The 18933-nt window shown below is 59.7% G+C and carries 16 protein-coding genes; 8 read left to right on the forward strand and 8 right to left on the reverse strand.

The genetic code is table 11. The annotated features are described in order from the left end of the window. Positions 1 to 18 precede the first annotated feature (18 nt). Positions 19 to 732: a molybdenum cofactor guanylyltransferase gene (mobA, locus tag RBB77_RS16630; protein ID WP_353062860.1), complete on the reverse strand. Its 714-nt coding sequence runs from the start codon at positions 730 to 732 to the stop codon at positions 19 to 21. Then, positions 732 to 2135: a dipeptidase gene (locus tag RBB77_RS16635; RefSeq protein WP_353067649.1), complete on the reverse strand. Its 1404-nt coding sequence runs from the start codon at positions 2133 to 2135 to the stop codon at positions 732 to 734. Before RBB77_RS16635 ends, mobA begins: the two co-directional genes overlap by 1 nt. Positions 2136 to 2328: 193 nt before the next feature. Between RBB77_RS16635 and RBB77_RS16640 the strand changes: the two genes are divergently transcribed. The 4 genes from RBB77_RS16640 to RBB77_RS16655 all read left to right on the forward strand — a co-directional run bounded on the left by RBB77_RS16640 (position 2329) and on the right by RBB77_RS16655 (position 5060). Beyond that, entirely contained in the window at positions 2329 to 2736 is a 408-nt protein-coding gene (locus RBB77_RS16640) for a cupin domain-containing protein (protein WP_353062861.1), read from the forward strand. A 23-nt stretch (positions 2737 to 2759) separates the two neighbouring features. After that, complete coding sequence (locus RBB77_RS16645) at positions 2760 to 3116, forward strand: DUF488 domain-containing protein (RefSeq protein WP_353062862.1); 357 nt, start codon at positions 2760 to 2762, stop codon at positions 3114 to 3116. A 137-nt stretch (positions 3117 to 3253) separates the two neighbouring features. Next, a complete protein-coding gene (locus RBB77_RS16650; RefSeq protein WP_353062863.1) occupies positions 3254 to 4051 on the forward strand; it encodes a class I SAM-dependent methyltransferase in 798 nt (265 codons plus the stop codon). Positions 4052 to 4220: 169 nt separating this feature from the next. Further along, a complete protein-coding gene (locus RBB77_RS16655) occupies positions 4221 to 5060 on the forward strand; it encodes a hypothetical protein (protein WP_353062864.1) in 840 nt (279 codons plus the stop codon). 90 nt (positions 5061 to 5150) lie between these two features. Here the strand turns inward: RBB77_RS16655 and RBB77_RS16660 are convergent, their stop codons facing one another. Beyond that, positions 5151 to 5561: a MarR family winged helix-turn-helix transcriptional regulator gene (locus tag RBB77_RS16660; protein WP_353062865.1), complete on the reverse strand. Its 411-nt coding sequence runs from the start codon at positions 5559 to 5561 to the stop codon at positions 5151 to 5153. 102 nt (positions 5562 to 5663) lie between these two features. On the opposite strand from RBB77_RS16660, the gene RBB77_RS16665 reads away from it, so the two are divergent. Continuing rightward, complete coding sequence (locus tag RBB77_RS16665) at positions 5664 to 7295, forward strand: DHA2 family efflux MFS transporter permease subunit (RefSeq protein WP_353067650.1); 1632 nt, start codon at positions 5664 to 5666, stop codon at positions 7293 to 7295. Positions 7296 to 7474: 179 nt separating this feature from the next. After that, positions 7475 to 8788, forward strand: coding sequence for a PP2C family protein-serine/threonine phosphatase (locus RBB77_RS16670; RefSeq protein WP_353062866.1), 1314 nt, complete (start codon positions 7475 to 7477; stop codon positions 8786 to 8788). A 6-nt stretch (positions 8789 to 8794) separates the two neighbouring features. Here RBB77_RS16670 and RBB77_RS16675 read toward each other — a convergent pair whose 3' ends face one another. Further along, a complete protein-coding gene (locus RBB77_RS16675; protein WP_353062867.1) occupies positions 8795 to 9562 on the reverse strand; it encodes a DUF4239 domain-containing protein in 768 nt (255 codons plus the stop codon). 241 nt (positions 9563 to 9803) lie between these two features. Between RBB77_RS16675 and RBB77_RS16680 the strand changes: the two genes are divergently transcribed. Continuing rightward, positions 9804 to 10358 carry a DUF4232 domain-containing protein gene (locus RBB77_RS16680; protein ID WP_353062868.1) on the forward strand — a complete coding sequence of 185 codons (555 nt, stop codon included), beginning with the start codon at positions 9804 to 9806 and terminating at the stop codon, positions 10356 to 10358. Positions 10359 to 10473: 115 nt separating this feature from the next. Next, positions 10474 to 13524 (forward strand): preprotein translocase subunit SecA, encoded by a 3051-nt coding sequence (gene secA / locus RBB77_RS16685; RefSeq protein WP_353062869.1) that lies wholly within the window; start codon positions 10474 to 10476, stop codon positions 13522 to 13524. Positions 13525 to 13642: 118 nt separating this feature from the next. On the opposite strand, the gene RBB77_RS16690 is transcribed toward secA, so the two are convergent. From RBB77_RS16690 to RBB77_RS16705, 4 genes are all read right to left on the reverse strand, one after another. Then, the gene (locus RBB77_RS16690) at positions 13643 to 14647 is read right to left on the reverse strand and encodes a cupredoxin domain-containing protein (RefSeq protein ID WP_353062870.1); all 1005 of its coding nucleotides are present in this window, start codon (positions 14645 to 14647) and stop codon (positions 13643 to 13645) included. 210 nt (positions 14648 to 14857) lie between these two features. Further along, positions 14858 to 15412 carry a hypothetical protein gene (locus tag RBB77_RS16695; RefSeq protein ID WP_353062871.1) on the reverse strand — a complete coding sequence of 185 codons (555 nt, stop codon included), beginning with the start codon at positions 15410 to 15412 and terminating at the stop codon, positions 14858 to 14860. A 17-nt stretch (positions 15413 to 15429) separates the two neighbouring features. After that, the gene (locus tag RBB77_RS16700; RefSeq protein ID WP_353062872.1) at positions 15430 to 17388 is read right to left on the reverse strand and encodes a sensor histidine kinase; all 1959 of its coding nucleotides are present in this window, start codon (positions 17386 to 17388) and stop codon (positions 15430 to 15432) included. 2 nt (positions 17389 to 17390) lie between these two features. Further along, positions 17391 to 18839 carry a sigma-54-dependent transcriptional regulator gene (locus RBB77_RS16705; RefSeq protein WP_353067651.1) on the reverse strand — a complete coding sequence of 483 codons (1449 nt, stop codon included), beginning with the start codon at positions 18837 to 18839 and terminating at the stop codon, positions 17391 to 17393. Between the last annotated feature and the right edge of the window lie 94 nt (positions 18840 to 18933).

Consider the following 18933-nt stretch of genomic DNA (forward strand, 5'->3'; position numbering starts at 1 on the left):
CCTAACGCATCGCCCCCGCTAAGTATCCAACGCATCGACATGCCGTTCCGCGTCTGCAAACTCCTGCGGAGTATTCAGGTTCGCAAACCAGCGAACCGAGTTCTTACACTGAGCTTCTGTCGGCGTTCGCCACGTCTCTCCGTCGCCCGTCACAGTCGGAGCAGATGGATCGTCCCACTGCATCTCCACAAAAACCCTTTCACTCTTCACATTCCGTTTGGCCGCAATCTCATCGCACGCCGACCGAAGCGCCGGAAGCAACTTAAACTCCCCGCGCTCCAAAAAAGCAGTCAGGTAGCTCGCGATCTCTCGATGAATGATCAGCAACGCAGGCTGCGGAGCACCGTCAACTGCAAGCATCGAAAGTCTGACCTCACCCGCAGAATTGTGCAATACCGACCACAACCAGTTATCCAGAAGAAAGGTAGGCAGAAACGGCACATCCACAGGCAGCACCAAGTTCCAGTCGCACTTCGAGCTCCGCAGCGCAGCCTCTATCCCCCCCAGCGGCCCACATCCAGGATGTAAATCCCGCACCAATGGCGCAAATCGCCCCAGTGCGGTATCACCGCCCAGAACATTCACCTCGGCGCAAACCCGTAGAAGCTTCGTCGTCGCATGCAGCACAAGCGGCTTCCCCGCCAGCTCAAGAAGCGCTTTATCGCTCCCCATCCGCGAGCTCTTGCCCCCGGCGAGCACAAACCCACCAACCGGAGGCAGGTCCTCCCGCATCAAGCCGCGACACCACTCAGAAACCGCACAATCGATTCGATCCCCCGATGAAAGTTCGCCAGATGAAACTTCTCATTCGGCGCGTGCAGGTTGTCATCCGGCAGCCCAAACCCCATCATCACGGTCGGAATCTTCAGTTCGCGCACAAAATCCCCCACAATCGGGATCGATCCGCCGCCACGTACAAACACAGTCTCCTTCCCAAACACCTCACGCATCGCCTCCGTAGCAGCCTTCACGTAAGCGTTATCAGTACTCACCACAATCGGATCTCCCGCATGAATCAATCGCACCTCGAGCTGCACTCCCTTCGGCGCAATCGATTCAACATAGGCCTTGTACTTCGCAAAGCTCTCCGCCGGCGTCATATCCGGCACCAGCCGCATGCTCACCTTCGCCACCGCCTTCGCGGGAATCACAGTCTTCGCCCCAACCCCAACAAATCCGCCCGGCATTCCATGCACATCAAGCGTCGGCCTCGCCCACGTCCGCTCCTGCACACTCAACCCCGGCTCTCCCGTCAATACAGTCGACCCCACCTCCGTGTGGCGATAGTGTTCTTCATCAAACGGCAGCGCCTTCCACGCCTTCAGCTCATCCGCAGTAGGCTGCTGCACCTTGTCGTAAAACCCCGGAATCAAAATCTTTCCATTTTCATCCTTCAACTTCGCAATCACCTGCGCCAGAGCGACAAACGGATTCGGCGCCGCCCCGCCATACATCCCCGAGTGCAGATCCACCTTCGCCCCACGCGCTTCAATCTCCGTATAGATCATCCCGCGAAGCCCCACACACAGCGTCGGCAACTCTGGTGCAAACATCTCCGTATCGCTCACCAGCGCGACATCAGCCTTCAGTTGATCCCCATGCTCGCGCACAAACGCAGCGATCCCCTCGCCGCCAACCTCTTCCTCGCCTTCGACAATCACACGCACATTCACGGGAAGCTTCCCCCCACCCGCCGACATCAGCGACTCAAGCGCCTTCACATGCATCCACATCTGCCCTTTATCATCCACCGCACCGCGAGCATAGATATTCCCATCGCGCTCCGTAGGCTCAAACGGCGGCGTCTTCCACTCATCCAGAGGCTCCGCCGGCTGCACATCGTAGTGCCCATAGCAAAGCACGGTAGGCTTCGCCTTCCCATCAGCTCCCGGCGCCGCATGCAGCCAGTCCGCATACACCATCGGATGCCCCTTCCGCCCCGCCGTCGTCGTCTCAATCAGACGAACGTTTTCCATCCCAATCCTCTTCAGCTCCGCGGCAACAAACTCCGCAGCTCGGCGCACATCCCCCACATGTTCAGGAGCCGTCGACACCGAAGGAATCCGCAACAGCGCCTTCAGCTCCTCCACAAAACGCCCTTTATTCTCCCGCGCAAACGCAACTGCCGCTGTCATCGTCGTAGTCACTGATCCACTCCTCAAAAACGTTCTTCCGCCGGCCGCAATCTGCTACCGCAGCGAAACATAAGTATAGGCAACAACCGCCCACCCCGCCTCGCAACCGCTCTTTGCTCTCGTCCACGCTATCCACCATCGCATCTCTCCGGTGTGAGGAGTAAACTCTCAGCAAACAAAGGAGCGTCTGCCCATGACAACCTCCCAGCAAGACGGCACCATGATCGACAAGATCGCGCAGTTCGACCTCGCCAGCGAGATTGCCGACGCCGAGCAAAAAAAGCCCTGGCCAGCCGGCCTCTACTCCAAGACCCTATTCAAGAAACACGACCTCAGAGTCGTCCTCATCTCTATGCAAAGCGACGCCCGCATGAAAGAACATCACGCCGACGGCACCCTCTCTCTCCACGTCCTTAAGGGTCAGATCCGCGTCTCAGTCAACGGCAAGCCGCACGATCTCCCCACCGGAACCCTCTTCACCCTCGGCGCCTCTATCCGGCACGACGTAGAAGCCCGGAGCGACTCTGTCTTTCTCCTGACAATCTCCTGGCCCAGCAACGAGGAACTGGCCTCCATGAAGCACCGCGGCTACGGCTCCTGATTTCACCGGCGGGAAAATCGACCTTGACCATCCGAATCAAACGAGTCTACGACGAACCCTGCGAAGAAGACGGCACGCGCATTCTCGTCGACAGACTCTGGCCACGCGGCCTGACCAAAGAAAAGGCCGGCGTCGACCTATGGCTCAAAGAGATCGCACCCACCAACGATCTGCGAAAGTGGTTCGCTCACGACCCCGCAAAGTGGGCCGAATTCAAAACCCGCTACCAGGCAGAGCTGAAACATAACTCCGAGCAGGTGGCTCTGCTCCATCAAGCCATCGCCAAGGCACCTGCCACTCTCCTCTATAGCGCGAAGGACACCGACCACAACGAAGCCGTCGTCCTTCTCGAAGTATTGAACCGCAAAAAATCTGGATAAGCCCGGTCTCCGAACCGCATCCATCCCCTGACAAAAAACCGTGATAATCGAAGACCAACCATCCAGCTCCGCTTATCCGGCCGTCGTTAATTCTTATCTTCTTCATCGACGCCCTCTCTCTGTCGGACAATGACCCTATGACGACTCCCGCCACCGGACAGACCTGGAACACCGAAGCCTACGCCGCCAACGGCCGCTTCGTCGCCACACTCGCCGGGGGCGTCGTCGCACTCCTCGCCCCACAAGCAGGCGAACACATTCTCGATCTCGGCTGTGGCGACGGTGCCCTCACCGAACAACTCGCCGCGACGGGCGCCATCGTTACCGGCGTCGACGCCTCACCCTCCATGCTCGCCGCCGCCCATGAACGCATCCTCCGCAGCCCCGCAAGCTTTTCTGTAGACCATCACGACGCCACCGCCCTCCCCTACAACCATCAGTTCGACGCCGTCTTCTCCAACGCCGCGCTCCACTGGATCACCGGCATCTCCGGCCACCAGGCAATGCTCTCAGGAGTCCATCGCGCACTCCGCAGCGAAAATCCACAGGCCCGATTCGTCGCCGAGATGGGCGGCCACGGCAACGTCGCAGCAATCCGCACAGCGCTCCAGGCCACGCTCACCCCCTTCCACATCGATGCCGAGGCCACCGCCGCGAGCTTCTTCCCCACACCCGCCCTCTATCGCCGACTACTCGAATCCGCCGGCTTCACGGTCCAATCGATCGAACTCATTCCTCGCCCCACGCCGCTACCCAACGGCATGGAGTCCTGGCTCAACACCTTCCGCAACGGCGTCCTCGACCGCCTCAATCCACACGATCGCGCCGTTGCCGTCACCAACACCATCGCCCTGCTAGAGCCCATCCTATGTGACGCCAACGGCAATTGGACCGCAGACTACGTTCGTCTCCGCTTCCACGCGACCCTCCGTTAGGCAGAGACAAACACAGATAAGCACAGATCACAGTGGGAAAATCTGCGTCTACCTCGTGTCACACCGCTGGTTCGAGCGTGTGACAATCAAATGACGGCGGAATGAATCTTCTCAGTTAGCCAAAACATCCTAGATCCACGTCTAATTATCTAAGAACACGACCAGGCCTATGAAAATAAAACTATCCCACGCAGTCTGCACCACCAATTTGTTCCTGTCACTGTATCTTTTCTGCGGAAACGCACACGCACAGGACAGCATTACCTCCCTCTCGGATCAGCCAGTCACGCTCAAGACAGTAAGCATCGAAACATCCTCATCCTCACTCGGCAACGCCGACTATCCCGACGCCCCCCAGGCCCAGGCTCAGCAGGCATCGCACGACTCAGCCGCCGAAGCCGCACAGGGCGAAGGCCAGCAGACCAAGCGCATCCTCGGCATATTTCCCAACTTTCGTGCCGTCAGCGCAAACGTTCATCTCCCGCCGCAGACCGTAAAAGAGAAGTTCCTCACTGCCACGCACGACAACTTCGACTACTCCTCGATCTTCCTTCCAGGCATCGTCGCAGGCTACAACCAGGCCACCAACAACACACCGGAGTTTGGTCAGGGAGCGGCAGGCTACGGCCGTTATTACTGGCACGCCTTCGTCGATCAAGCCAACGAAAACTACTTCGTCGAGTTCATCGTGCCCGTCATCACACACGAAGACACCCGCTACTACACCCTGGGCACAGGAGGTTTCTGGAAACGCGCAGGATACTCTCTCAGCCGCGCCATCATCACACGCAACGACGCAGGTCACGACACCTTCAACATCAGTGAAGTCGTTGGTGCTGGTGCCGCAGCCGGCGTCTCAAACCTCTACTACCCATCGCGCGAGCGGACCTTCGGCAACACAGCAGACAGATGGGGCCAGAACATCGGCATCGATGCCGGCACCTTCCTCTTCCATGAGTTCTGGCCCGACATCAATCACGCGCTCTTCCACAAAAAATCAACCGAATAGACACAAGCCGGCATCTGCCCAACCTGATGCCGGCCGACTTCTTTCAAAACCCTCACCGCCGAATCCTAAGACCCATTAGAACCGTTCGATTTAGACCCCATTCGATTCCGACCCAAGATTCGCCAAACACTGCTCCAACACCCCATTCAAAGCCTCGACCGAATCTTCGGTCACCCCCCGCCACAACTTCGCTTCGATTAACTTCGCCGCCTTCTCCGCGGTCTCCAGCAGCTTCTCTCCCTCAGGGGTCACACGGGCCGCAAGGATCCGGTCATTCCCTCGCCCTTTGCTCCGGACAATCCATCCATCTCGTTGAAGCCCCGTCAGCAGCGACTGTGCAGACTGCGGCGTCATATAGCACGACCGAGCTAACTGGGCCCCCGACGCCCCCGGCTCTTCCCGAATCGTCTTCAACAAACGCAGCTGCGCTATCGTAACTCCCTGAGGACGCAGGGCCTCGTCCATCTGGCTGTGAAAATGAATTAGGATGCGCTTCATCATCAGCGCAGCCCGTCTCCTCTCAGCCTGTCTACTTTTCCCGTTCGAATTTAAAGAAACCATATCAGTCTGCTGATATCATATCAGGAGACTGATATGGCAACGATGACCGCACCCTCCCCAGCACTCGCCCGGCCAAAACCCGCCCTTGCCGCGCCAGTTGCCTGGAAGCCGCACCATAACCCCTGGGCCATCGCCCTTACGGTCACCCTCGCCACCTTCATGGAGGTCCTCGACACCTCCATCGCCAACGTCGCCCTGCCCCACATCGCCGGCACACTCGGCGCAAGCTCGGAAGAAGCCACCTGGGTCCTCACCAGCTATCTCGTCTCGAGCGCCGTAGTACTACCTATCTCCGGCTGGCTCTCCAACCGTTTCGGCCGCAAGCGCTTCTACATGACCTGTGTCGCGCTCTTCACCATCTGCTCCTTCCTCTGCGGCATCGCAAACACGCTTCCCCTTCTCATCGTCGCGCGCATCCTTCAGGGCGCGGGCGGCGGCGGCCTCGCACCTAGCGAACAAGCTATCCTCGCCGACACCTTCCCCATTGAAAAGCGCGGGCAGGCCTTTGCGGTCTATGGCATGGCTGTGGTCGTCGCTCCCGCCATCGGTCCCACCCTCGGCGGCTGGATCACCGACAACTTCAACTGGCACTGGATCTTCTTCATCAACATCCCCATCGGCCTCATCTCGCTTTACCTCAGCAACCGCATGGTCGAAGATCCACCGCACCTCAAAGAGCGCAGGGAGCAGGCCAAGCACCTCAAAATCGACTTCCTCGGCCTTGGTCTCGTGGCCCTGGGCGTCGGCTGCCTCGAGTTCACCCTCGACAAGGGTCAGGAAAAAGACTGGTTCGGCGACCCCATGATCCGCGCCTTCGCCATCCTCGCCGCCGTCACCCTCATCTTCTTCACCTGGTGGGAGTGGCACCACCCCGACCCAATCGTCGACCTCAAGCTGCTAAAAAATCGAAACTTCGGCACCGCCGTCTTCTTACAATTGGTCCTTGGCATGGTCCTCTTCGGCTCGACCGTCCTCATCCCTCAGTATCTCCAGGGGCTACTCGGCTACACCGCAGAACGCGCCGGCATGGTGCTCTCCCCCGCAGGCTTCGTCATGATGATCATGATGTTCGTCGCCGGCCGCAGCCTCGGCAAATTCGATCCCCGCCTCATGGTCTGCCTCGGCTATCTGGTCACAGCCATAGGTATCTACAACCTCACCCGCCTCGACCTCAACGCCGCCTTCGGCACCGTCACCCTCTGGCGTATGTTGCAGGTGATCGGCCTCGCCTTCATCTTCATCCCCATCAGCACCCTCAACTACGTCGGCGTTCCCGCCAGCAAGAGCAATCAAATCTCCAGCCTTTCGAACTTCGCACGTAATCTTGGTGGCAGCGCCGGTACCGCGCTCCTCACCACCTTTCTCGCGCGCAACTCGCAGGTCCAGCAAGTCGCTCTCTCCTCCAACGTCGTCCGCGGCAGCGTTCCTTACAACCTCTATATGGACAACATGAAAGAGATGCTGATGTCGCAAGGAATGTCCGCAGCCAACGCCTCACAGATGGCCATGGGCCAGGCCTACCAGCAGATGCTCCGCCAGGCCTCCATGCTCAGCTACAAAAACGCCTTCGCCATCCTCGCGTGCACCATCTTCCTGCTTACCCCGCTACCCTTTATCATGCGTCTGCCCAGCAAAATGGCCAAGCCCGACCCCGAAGCCGTGGGCGGCCACTAGTCACCCAAACCCACTCTTACGGAACTCCTCGCACTCTGCCTGCGTAGAAATCACTGCGCAGCAAAATGTGGTGCTCGTTCCCCGCATTTCTTTTAAAAAAAGAACCTCTGAAACTACGGAGATACCTATGCTTCAATAAGGGGGCCGCGATTTCATGCCTCCGCTCCACCAAAATTGACATGACCGACAGACCTCTTTCTCTAAAAAAGAAAATAACCCGCTTCTTCAAGGAAAAGCTGACCCCCAGCGGATATGCCTCTCGCGATCACTTCGAAGAAATCCTGCTCGAAGTCGGCCGCACACTCTCTCTTGACGAATTGCTCGTCACCTGCCCCCGCAACATCTCATCCGCCCTGCACCTCTCTTCCTTCCACATCCTGCTTCGTGAAGACTCCGACTACGTCCCTCAGGGAGCCGCCCGCGACCTTACCTCCGGCTTCATCTTTCCCGCCAGCTCCGCCACCATCCTCCGCCTCAAGCGTGAACGAAGGCCCTCCCCCTTCAAAAAGCACACGCCCGACGCTTGGCAACTCCTCGCCTCCTCCCATGAGATCGCCGCCCTCAACGCCCTCGGAGCTCAACTCCTCATACCCTTCGAAGGCCGCACTGGCTTACGCGGCTTTGCCACACTAGCCAAACCCGAGGGCAAGCACTTCCTCCGCCACGAGCTTCGCTTCCTCCGCGAACTCAGCCAGCAGATGGGCCGCGGTCTCGAGACCGCCCGCCACGTAAAATCTCTCAGCGAAGAGGCCGTCAACCGTGCCAAAGTCACCCGCGAACTCGATCTCGCCCGCGAGGTCCAGGAGCGACTCTTGCCCCAGTCTCTCCCCGCCGTTCCCGGCATCGACTCCGCAGCTACTTATAAAAGCGCCGATGAGGTCGGCGGCGATTATTACGACCTCTTCATCACCTGGAAAGGTCTCCTCTGCTGTGTCGTCGCAGACGTCAGCGGCAAAGGCATTGCGTCCGCCCTGCTCATGGCCACCCTCCGCGCCTCGCTTCGCAGCCTCATGATCAATCACCGCGAAGACCCAGTCACCGCCGTCATCGAAGACCTCAACCGCCTCCTCTACGAAGCCTCCGCGGCCAGCCGCTACGCCACACTCGTCTTCTTCGTCTACGATCCCACAGCGCAGACCCTCACCTACGTCAACGCCGGTCACAATCCGCCTCTGCTGCTCAACGACAGCGAGGTCACCAGGCTCGAATGCGGCGGCCCTGTCCTCGGCCTGCTCCCCGATGCTACCTACGAAGAGCAGACCCTCGCCTTCAACCCTGGCGACACCCTCACCATCTACACCGACGGCATCACCGAAGCCATCAACTCTCGCGGTGTCGAATGGGAAGAGCAGGGCCTCCTCGCCGCAGTCCTCGAACAAAACTCGCCTTCCGCCGCGGCCGCCGTACAGGACATCCTTTTTTCACTCCACTCCTTTGCCTCCGGAACTCCCCAGGTCGACGACATGACGCTCCTCGTCCTTCGCAGAACGTGACTCCAGCTACCGTGGCGCATCCAGCTGCATGATCGTCTGCACGCGCTCAAACGCAATCGGGCTCACCGTCACCGAGCCCTCAAACGGTCTCGCCAGATCCGCAATCGCCGTTAGCGTCACCGCAACCACAAACGTCAGCGCCAGCACCTGGCAGTAGTGGAGCCATTTATTGTCGTTCCCCAGGATGCACGAAGACAGCACCGTCGCTCCTCCGCCCGCCAGCAGCAAAATCCACAACACAACCGGCAACCGCACTCGAAGCTGCTCCTCCCGCAAGCCCCGCCTCTCCGAAAGCTGACTCAGCTCCTGGGTCAGATGGTCCACACTGTTCGACGTACTCGCGTCGTTCTTCACCACCGCAAGCAGCTTCCACATATCTACCTCGATCATCTCTCCAGCGCGACTCTCCTCTTGGCGCTGCATCGCCGGCCACTCCTGATGCACCACCGCATCGGCATACTTCATCCCCAGCGTTCGAAACTCCTCCCGCTCCTCGGCCGGCAATGCCGACGCAATCCGCGTCACACTCAACAGCGAGCTGGCCTCCTGCGCCGCATTGATCTCCGCCGCGCGAAAGTCAATCCACACCGTGTACAGCATGAACCCCAGAATCACGCCATACGTCGTTCCCAGAATCCCCAGCTGCCATCCCGTCACATCGTTGATAAGCTTACGATTCGGAATCGGCCACACCCAGTTGAGCACCAGCACCATGAACACTGACACCAGCATCGCCACAACCACCAGCATGCTACTCTGCGCGTAACTCAACATAGAAGCTCCACCTGAACCAAAGCCGCACTGACAAGCCAGCTTACATCGTGCCTCCGCTTCTCACCATCGCGAAACATCATCAGTGCTACCCTCTCCGAAGGCACCTGTTCAAACGACTTTCCCAGGCTGCGTACAGGAATACAGCTTCCTCGAGCCCGACAACCAAGCGAAATAAACATCCGCATACAACCGCAACGAAAACATCTCAACAGATCAGCAAAGAAAGACTAAAATTCTCGCAGTGACCAAACCAGCCTCGAACGCGGTCTATGTAGTAGTCGCAGTGGTGCTCATCCTCGCCTCTTCCGCGAGCGCGACCCCGCTGCAATCCGCGTCGACCCTGCTGGCCTGCACCGCCGCGCAGCTTTCGCTCTCCTTCGACAGCGAAGGCGGCAACTTCGACGGTATGTCGCAGTCCGGCACCCTCCTGGTCCTACGCAACATCGGTGCTCAAACCTGCACCGTCTCCGGCCAGCCCGCGCTAGTCTTCGAAGACGCCTCTCACACCAAACTTCCCATCTCCCTCGAATCCCCACCCGGAATGCACCCCGGCCCCATCATCCTCCCCGTAGCCATCCCTGCGAACGCCGAGGCCACCGGCGAATTGCACTGGGTCTCCGGCGAAGTCTACGACAACAGCCAGTGTTACTCCCCGGCCTTCGTCGCGATCTCCTTCGGCACCGACGTCCTCCACGCCCCCTTCACCGGCCATCTCTGCGCGCCCTCAGGACAAGACGCCAAATACCGCTTTGCCTACCTCAAACGCGACCCAGTCTACGTGCGCTCGAAATCCTAAACCGCGCCCCGACTCTCTCCCGCGTAAATAACGGCCAGCCAAGCCGTTAGCCCACGACCCTCCCGCACCATTTACACTAGTATTTGGGACAAAATGCGCCCCGAAGGATATCGTTTTGCTCAACTCAGTCATTGCAAAAGTCTTTGGCACCAGTAACGAACGCGCCGTCAAGCGCATCCAGCCTACCGTCGCGCAGATAAACGCGCTCGAGCCGACCATTCAGGCGCTCTCCGACGAGGCTCTGCGCAACAAGACCGCCGAGTTCCGCCAGCGCATCGCCGCGGCCATCTCCCACATCGCCGACACCCCAGAGAACGCCGACGAGCGTTACGCCGCCGAAAAGGAAGCCCTCACCGCCATCCTGCCCGAAGCCTTCGCCGTCGTCCGCGAAGCCGGCAAGCGCGCCGTAGGCATGCGCCACTTTGACGTCCAGCTCCTGGGCGGCATCGTCCTCCACTCCGGCAAGATTGCCGAGATGAAAACCGGCGAAGGAAAAACCCTCGTCGCCACCCTCCCCTGCTACCTCAACGCCCTCGCTGGTCGCGGCGTCCACGTAGTCACCGTCAACGACTACCTCGCCAAACGCGACGCCGAATGGATGGGCAAGATCTACGGTTTCCTCGGCCTCACCGTCGGCGTCATCGTCCACGATCTCGACGACCAGCAGCGCCGCGACGCCTACGCCTCCGACATCACCTACGGCACCAACAACGAGTTCGGCTTCGACTACCTCCGCGACAACATGAAGTTCGAGCTCAAGGATCAGGTTCAGCGCGGCCACTATTACTGCATCGTCGACGAAGTCGACTCCATCCTCATCGATGAAGCCCGCACCCCGCTCATCATCTCCGGCCCCACCGACCAAACCACCGACAAGTACGCCCGCGTCAACATCATCATCCCCAAGCTCGAGCTCGGCGAACTCATCGAATCCCTCGAAACCAAAACCTGGTCCGGCGACTACGTCGTTGACGAAAAAACCCGCTCCATCACCGTCACCGACGAGGGCTGGGAGAAGATCGAAGGCCTCCTCGGCATCGGCAACATCGCAGACCCCGAGAACTGGGACCTCAAGCACCACGTCGAAGTCGCCATCAAGGCCCACTCCCTCTACAAGCGCGACGTAGAGTACGTCGTCAAAGAGGGCGAGGTCATCATCGTCGACGAATTTACTGGCCGTCTCATGCCCGGCCGCCGCTGGTCCGACGGACTCCACCAGGCCGTCGAAGCCAAGGAAGGCGTCGCCATCCGCAAGGAAGACCAGACGCTCGCCACCATCACCTTCCAAAATTACTTCCGCATGTACAAAAAGCTCAGCGGCATGACCGGTACGGCCGAGACCGAAGCCGCGGAGTTCGACAAGATCTACAAGCTCGACATCGTCGTCACCCCAACCAACCGCAAGATGCTCCGCATCGAAAACCCCGACGTCGTCTACCGCACCGCGAAGGAGAAATACTTCGCCGTAGCCGACGAGATCGCCCGTCTACACGGCGAAAAACAGCCCGTCCTCGTCGGCACCACGTCGATCGAAAAATCCGAGCTGCTCTCCGAGATCCTCAAACGCAAAGGCGTTCGCCACGTAGTCCTCAACGCAAAGTTCCACGAAAAAGAAGCCGAAATCGTAGCCCAGGCCGGTCGTCTCGGCATGGTCACCATCGCCACCAACATGGCAGGCCGCGGTACCGACATCCTCCTCGGCGGCAACGCCGAGTTCATGGCCCGTCAAGACCTCGTCCGCAAACAACAAGCCCGCGCCGTCAGCGCAGCCGAAGGCGCAATCAATCCCGTAGCCGGCCCCGGTATGGTCCGCTTCTACTACACCGGCCAGGAATTCGAAACAACACAAGCCGCATGGGACGCCGCCACCGCCGCCCACGATGGCGCAGCCAAAACCGAGCACGAATCCGTCATCAGCGCAGGCGGCCTCCACATCCTCGGCACCGAACGCCACGAATCCCGCCGCGTCGACAATCAGCTTCGCGGACGCGCCGGCCGTCAAGGCGATCCCGGCTCCTCCCGCTTCTTCCTCTCGCTCGAAGACGACCTCATGCGCATCTTCGCCCGCGAGTGGGTCTCCACGCTTCTCCAGCGTCTCGGCATGGAAGAGGGCGTCCCCATCGAATCCGGCATGATCTCCCGCCGCATCGAAGCCGCGCAGAAGGCCGTCGAAACTCAAAACTTCGAATCCCGCAAACACGTCCTCGAGTACGACGACGTCATGAACAAGCAGCGCGAAGCCGTCTACGGCCTTCGCCGCCAGCTCATGGAAGGCGTCGATCAGAAGCAGCTCATCACCGACGACTACACCTCCACCATCCTCTCCAGCGTCCTCGACGAGAACGCCCCCGAAAAGGTCCACGCCGACGAGTGGAAGCTCGAGCCTCTCTTCTCGCAGATCTACGACGTCTTCGGCGCTCATCTCGAAAAAGAAATCGACGCGACCGCACTCAATCGCCACGAGCTAGGCGAAGCCATCTTCCAGAATCTTCGAGCCCGCTACGACATAAAGGAGCAGATCCTCGGCGCCGAAGCCATGCGCTACCACGAGCGCATCGTCATGCTCTCGGTCCTCGATGGTCTCTGGAAGGATCACCTCCTCGCAATGGATCACCTCAAGGAAGGCATCGGCCTCCGCGGTTACGCCCAACAAGATCCACTCGTCGCCTACAAGAAAGAGTCCTTCGAGATGTTCGAAGGCATGATGATGCGCTTCCAGGAAGACACCGCACGCCACCTCTTCCGCATGCAGATCATCGGCCCCGACGGCACCCCCATCGAATCCGCCGAGCAGCTAGCACAAGCACAAGCCCACGCGCAGGCTCTAGCCCAGGCCCAACAAGCCCAGCAACAGCTAGCCTCGGCCTCTCCCCAAAACGCGCTTCCTCCATCCGGCCCACCGCAACACACCAACGCTCCGGCCGCGCGTCAAAACGCACCGGCACCGCCACCCAACCGCGCTCCCTCCACCACTATCGATGCACTCGAACGCGAATTTCAAAAGAAGAAACAACGCGAACTAGAGCAGGCCCGCTCCGTAGGCTCAGCCTCTGCCGAAACCAACGGCACCGGCCCTCGTCACGCTGGCGAAAAGGTCGGCCGCAACGACGAGTGCCCCTGCGGCTCCGGCAAGAAGTACAAAAAGTGCCACGGAGCCACCGCGTAAGTCTATAGCAGTTCTGTCGCTACCAACAAAAGTGCCAACCGACGCCAGGACGCGGCTCTCTGCCGCAACCTCGCGGGGTTCGGGGCGACGCCTATAGACGCCGCCCCTTTGTCATTGACTAATAGGGCCGAACAATCACCTTGCCAACCATGCCAAGCTCATCGTGCAGCGCGCATATGTATTTGTACGTCCCCGCCTCCGTGAAGGTAATGCGGAAACGCGTGTTGCCCGGAGGAGACTGTGGCACGCCAACCTGGTTTTCCGGCGACGCAAGAATAAGGCCCGAATGCACGTTGTCCCCTTGCGAATTGATCGTTGCATGCAATACGCCGTCCGCATCCAGAGTCAAAGGCACATTGCCGGAAGGAGGAACGGGATTCGCCGGCTCCACTCCGAAGGTGATTGTATGCGGCAACGCCGGGTCGAGATTGGTCCACTCGATCGTGTCTCCCTTGTGAATTTCAATCGTTCCCTTTAGAAAGCGCACAACGGAAAGCGACTCAAATCCAGCGCCGGTCACGGTCATCTCTCCAATGCCCGCAGTCACGCCGTTCTTGTTTGCCAGCACGTGCGCCGACAGCATGTCGTCCATGTCCCTCTGCTTATCGGTATCGTTCAGCAGACTCTTCCGCTGTTCCGCCCCCTGCGCGTCATAGAAGGCCTGATCGTGCGGTAAAGTCGCAGACGCCGCGAGGACGTGGATCACTCCAGTCATGTGCGGGTGCACCAGACAGACAAGGCTATAGTTGCCAGGTTTAGGAAAGCTCACGGTAAAATTTTGTCCCTCCACCAACGGCGGGGCGCTGACGCACTTCGAGCCATCGAAACTCGTGCCACTGGGCGAGAACCCCGGACAGCCCACATTGAAATTGGTGTACGCCTGTCCAGCTATCAGGAAGGACACCGTATGAATCTCACCGCTGCCAGAGGTCCAGGTAATGTTGTCGCCCTCATGGATCCAAAGCTCGTTCGGAAGAAAGGCGATGGCCAGCTTGCCCATATCTTTACTTTGACTGCCCAACACCGCTTTCCAGTTTTGTTGGGCATAAACGCTATACGGGATACAAACCGACAGCGCCGACAGCGCCGCCACGGACATAAATATCGAGATTCTCGATTTCATGATCGCCTCTCTAAAACATAGATTTTGGGGGGAGCAGGCCCGGAGCCCGCCGGAATTATAATCCTCGTCGCGATTGTGTGAACATCGTCTGTGTTCGAAGCGCCGCGACTACGCCCAACGCTCAAGTGCGCCAACTCGCAACCTTTTGATAACGCTGAGATCGCGAAGCGGAGACTCCCGCAGATCCGCTACTGGAACAACGAGTATCCCTTACTTCTCCAAATCATCCAGCAACAACTTCGCCTTCGTCGCCAGCGTCTTCGCCCCCTCGGCATCGCCGGACTTCAGTGCCTCCTGCGCATCCTTCCAGAAGTTCCGCACCTTGCTCACCTGGGCCTTCTGCTCTTCAACCTTCTGCGCCGGCAGCGCATTCAGCCTCTTATCAATCGAGGCAATCAGATCCTCCGCCTCCTGCTTGGTCTGCGGATTCGTCTCGCCACCCGCCGTCAACGCACCGACCGCAGCATCGGGCGTCGGCGCCTCAGCAGCGTTCGCCACCTGCGTCTCCGGCACCGGCTCAGGCACGACAACCTTCGGCGGCTGCTTCTTTTTTCGCTTCGGTTTCCCCGCCTCGGTCGAAACCGGCACCGGCGGCAGATTCTCCGGAGGCGCCTCCACCATCGGAAGATTGTCCGGCTCGGGAATGTCCTCAAGCGCCACCGGGGCCATCACCGGCGGCAGCGGAGCGAGCAGCGGCTGATGCCGGCAGCCCGCCAACCCTATTGCCAAACCAAACCAGAGAGTCGTCCATGCGATCTTCTGCATAATGTTGCTCGTACCCTTCAAACCCGTTCCCCTAACTCTTTCTGCACTGCTCCAGCCGCGGCGGCCTTTCTGCTCTCGGTGGCCGCTCCTGCCGCTAGCGGCAGCCGAAACGTAAAGGTTGTCCCTCGCTCGACCGAACTGGGGTCCGCACTGGATCTTACCTCCATCGCTCCGCCATGTAACTGCAAAATCCTGTACGTCATCGCCAATCCTATTCCGCTGCCCTTCGGTTTGGTGGTGAAGTACAGTTCGAAGATACGCGGTAATAGCTCTGGCGGTATACCTACTCCTTCATCAATTACTTCCACAACGGCAAAATGATGGTCCCGCCTCAACCGCACCACCATCGCCCCGCCATCGGGCATCGCCTGCATCCCATTCAGCAGCAAGTTTAACAGCGCCTGCTGCATCAGTTGCGCATCCACCCGCACCGTCAGCGGTTCTCTCGGAGCATTCACCACGACATGCACTTGATTCTCCTGCATCTCGGCCGCCGTCAGCTCCATCACAATCCCCACCACCTGCCGCAGATCGTGCTCCCGCAGATGTAGTTCCATCGGCCGCGAAAAGTCCGCCAGCGTCTGCACCACCCTGTCCAACCGCTGCATCTCTCCCGCCAGAATATCCACATGCCGCTGCGCCCCGCCAAACGCCTCAACTCCACCCGGCACCAGCTTTCCGCGCAGCAGCTCCAGGTGCAGCACCATCGCATTAATCGGATTCTTGACCTCGTGCCCCACCCCAGCCGTCAGCCTCCCAATCGCAGCCAGCCTCCTCGCCACTTCAATCTCCTGCCCGAGCTGCGCCACTGACTCCATATCCCGCAGCGTCAACAGCGTCGTCACATTCCCCGCCCCGCTCAACCCATCGTCGATCCGGTCCAGCGAGAATTGCACCTGCCGCCCGTCCTCCAGCGTGATCGCCTGCGCACTCACCTGGCTGCCCTCGGCGAACGCCTCCAACACCGCCTCTCCGAGCACGCTATCCGGCGCAAAGATCTCCTCCAGCCGCATCCCCACCAGCTTTTCGTGATCTTCGTTCAAAGGCGCTCCCAGAAAGTAAGCCACCGCATCCGACACCATCACCGCGCGCCGGTCCGCCGTAAACAGCAACACACCATCGCGCAGCGTATCCAGCATCTGGTTCAAATTCGCCTGCAGCGCCGTGTAGCCGGCCTCCTGTGTACGCATCTGCTCGCCCAGCCGGTCCAGCGTCCGGGTCACACGAACCACTTCATCGGTCCGCGTACCACGGCTCTCCCCCAACCGCTCCGGAATCGCTCCTGCAGCCCGCGTCAAAATCTCCAGCCGCGCGCTGATAGCCTCAAGCGGACGCAGCGCCACATTCGCCAGCAGCCCAGCCGACAACATCGCCGCCAGCGCCGCCAGCGATGCAAAGATCAGCGCATCCAGCAGCCACGGCTCATACGTGTTCTTCAAAAAGGTTGACCGCACCCCTACATGCACCACCAGAAACGGCACCCCATTCCGCTCCAGCGACTGCGAGATATCCAACACCCGTGGCCTGCCGAACACAACCCTCATCTGCCGCGAGATCGGCCCATTCTGCACACTCGCCAAACTGAACCGAAACACAGCCTTGTCATCCACCGCATCCGGGTCCGTGCTCACCAGCGTCAGTCCATGCGCGTCCGTCACACTCACGTCCTGCACGGTAGGAGAGTAGCGAACAATCGTATTCATCACATCCGACAGCGCCGTCTGACTCCGCAGCGCATTTACCACCGCCTCATGCAACGCCGCATCGCTCTTGTCCACCGGTGGATTCGCCCGCAGCCCTGCCTCCACCGCCTTACGTGTCTCGAGCCAAACCTCGTGCACCAGCACGTCGTTCGCTGCCGCCGTCTGTTCGATTCTCTGCCGCAACAGCTCGCTCACGAACAGTGCCGACAGCACCAGCACGATCGCAAACGTCAACCCCGTCGCCGCAAGCACGAGCTTCGTCTTCAGCCGCATCGTTACTCCGTCACTGAAGCGTTCGAATACTCCTTCAGCTTATTCTGCAGGGTCTTCGAACTGATCCCGAGAATCTCCGCGGCCTTCGTCTTGTTGTTATGCGTCGCCACCAGTGTCTTCAGAATCAGTTGCCGCTCCGCCTCATCCACCGTAGTCCCCACCTCAACCCGCACCGAGTTCGACTCATCCAACCGTCGCTGACCATCCTCGAACGACGCCTCTTGCGAAACCAGAATGGTCTCCATACCACCAACTCTATTCGGAGGTGGAGCGAACCCCGGCTCCCCAAAGTGCGGCGGCAGATGCTCAATCCCAAGCATCCCCGAGCCCGCAAGAATCACCGCGCGCTCAATCGTATTCCGCAGCTCCCGCACATTGCCCGGCCACTGGTATCCCTCCAGCCGATTCATCAGCGAATCTTTCAGCCCAGCCACCGTGCAATGGTGTCGCTCGTTCATATCATCGATCATCTTCTCCGCAATCGCGGACACGTCCATCAAATGATCACGCAACGGAGGCATCTGGATATTAAAAACATTCAGCCGGTAATACAGATCACCACGCAGGTCTCCGTTCGAAACTGCCTTCTCAGGATCTTTATTCGTCGCCGCCACCACTCTCACATCCACCGGCGTCTCAATCTTGCTGCCCAGTCTTCGCAGCTTCCGATCCTCGAGCACCCGCAGCAGCTTCGCCTGCGTCGCCATCGGCATCTCGCCAATCTCATCCAGCAGCAGCGTTCCCTCCTCTGCCAGCTCAAAGCATCCAGCCCGTCGCTCGAGTGCCCCGGTAAACGCACCCTTCTCATGCCCGAAGATCTCGCTCTCAATCAGCGTCTCCGGAATCGCCGCGCAGTTCACCGCCACAAACGGCTTCAGTCTCCGCGCACTCAGGTCATGCAGCGCCCGCGCCACCAGCTCCTTGCCTGTCCCGCTCTCGCCGGTCACCAGTACCGACACATTCGACGGCGCAATCCTCTCGATCATCGAGAAGATCTCCACCATCTGCGGCGACGAGCCCACCATCGGCCCCAGCACGCCCGTGTCGCGTTGCTGCCTTCCCTCCGCCTCTAGCTCAGCGTCCGCCTCCCGTTGCCGGCTCGCATTATGCAGAATCGTCTTCAGACGATGCGGGTCCACCGGCTTCGGAATATAGTCGTACGCCCCAAGCCGCATCGCATCGACGGCCGATTCAATCGAACCCTGCGCCGTCAGCATCACCACCGCCATCTTCTGCGGCAGTTCGCCAATCCGGCTCAGCAGCTCCATGCCGTCCATCCGCGGCATCTTCAGATCGGTCACAACAATCGCCGGAGCCCAGGAGACCGCCTTCTCCAGACCCTCCATCCCATCGGCAGCACACTCCGCCCTATAGCCCCAGCTTTCAATCAGCTCTGTAAGGCCACTCCGCGCGTGAACCTCATCTTCAACAATCAAAACCTTTTCCAACACGCTCTCCAACCCCAATGAAATCCAGAACCCAGGAATACCTTCCAAGGCAGCCATCAATTCCCTAATTAAAACGACAAGCTTACCAACCGGGATG

This window comes from Tunturibacter psychrotolerans (assembly GCF_040359615.1).
Lineage (GTDB): Bacteria > Acidobacteriota > Terriglobia > Terriglobales > Acidobacteriaceae > Edaphobacter > Edaphobacter psychrotolerans.

What these genes read in the sequence shown, in the direction of transcription:
- mobA (WP_353062860.1), bottom strand. Translation starts at nt 732, where the DNA reads ATGCGGGAGGACCTGCCTCCGGTTGGTGGGTTTGTGCTCGCCGGGGGC.
- RBB77_RS16635 (WP_353067649.1), bottom strand. Translation starts at nt 2,135, where the DNA reads ATGACAGCGGCAGTTGCGTTTGCGCGGGAGAATAAAGGGCGTTTTGTG.
- RBB77_RS16640 (WP_353062861.1), top strand. Translation starts at nt 2,329, where the DNA reads ATGACAACCTCCCAGCAAGACGGCACCATGATCGACAAGATCGCGCAG.
- RBB77_RS16650 (WP_353062863.1), top strand. Translation starts at nt 3,254, where the DNA reads ATGACGACTCCCGCCACCGGACAGACCTGGAACACCGAAGCCTACGCC.
- RBB77_RS16655 (WP_353062864.1), top strand. Translation starts at nt 4,221, where the DNA reads ATGAAAATAAAACTATCCCACGCAGTCTGCACCACCAATTTGTTCCTG.
- RBB77_RS16660 (WP_353062865.1), bottom strand. Translation starts at nt 5,561, where the DNA reads ATGATGAAGCGCATCCTAATTCATTTTCACAGCCAGATGGACGAGGCC.
- RBB77_RS16665 (WP_353067650.1), top strand. Translation starts at nt 5,664, where the DNA reads ATGACCGCACCCTCCCCAGCACTCGCCCGGCCAAAACCCGCCCTTGCC.
- RBB77_RS16670 (WP_353062866.1), top strand. Translation starts at nt 7,475, where the DNA reads ATGACCGACAGACCTCTTTCTCTAAAAAAGAAAATAACCCGCTTCTTC.
- RBB77_RS16675 (WP_353062867.1), bottom strand. Translation starts at nt 9,562, where the DNA reads ATGTTGAGTTACGCGCAGAGTAGCATGCTGGTGGTTGTGGCGATGCTG.
- RBB77_RS16690 (WP_353062870.1), bottom strand. Translation starts at nt 14,647, where the DNA reads ATGAAATCGAGAATCTCGATATTTATGTCCGTGGCGGCGCTGTCGGCG.
- RBB77_RS16695 (WP_353062871.1), bottom strand. Translation starts at nt 15,412, where the DNA reads ATGCAGAAGATCGCATGGACGACTCTCTGGTTTGGTTTGGCAATAGGG.
- RBB77_RS16700 (WP_353062872.1), bottom strand. Translation starts at nt 17,388, where the DNA reads ATGCGGCTGAAGACGAAGCTCGTGCTTGCGGCGACGGGGTTGACGTTT.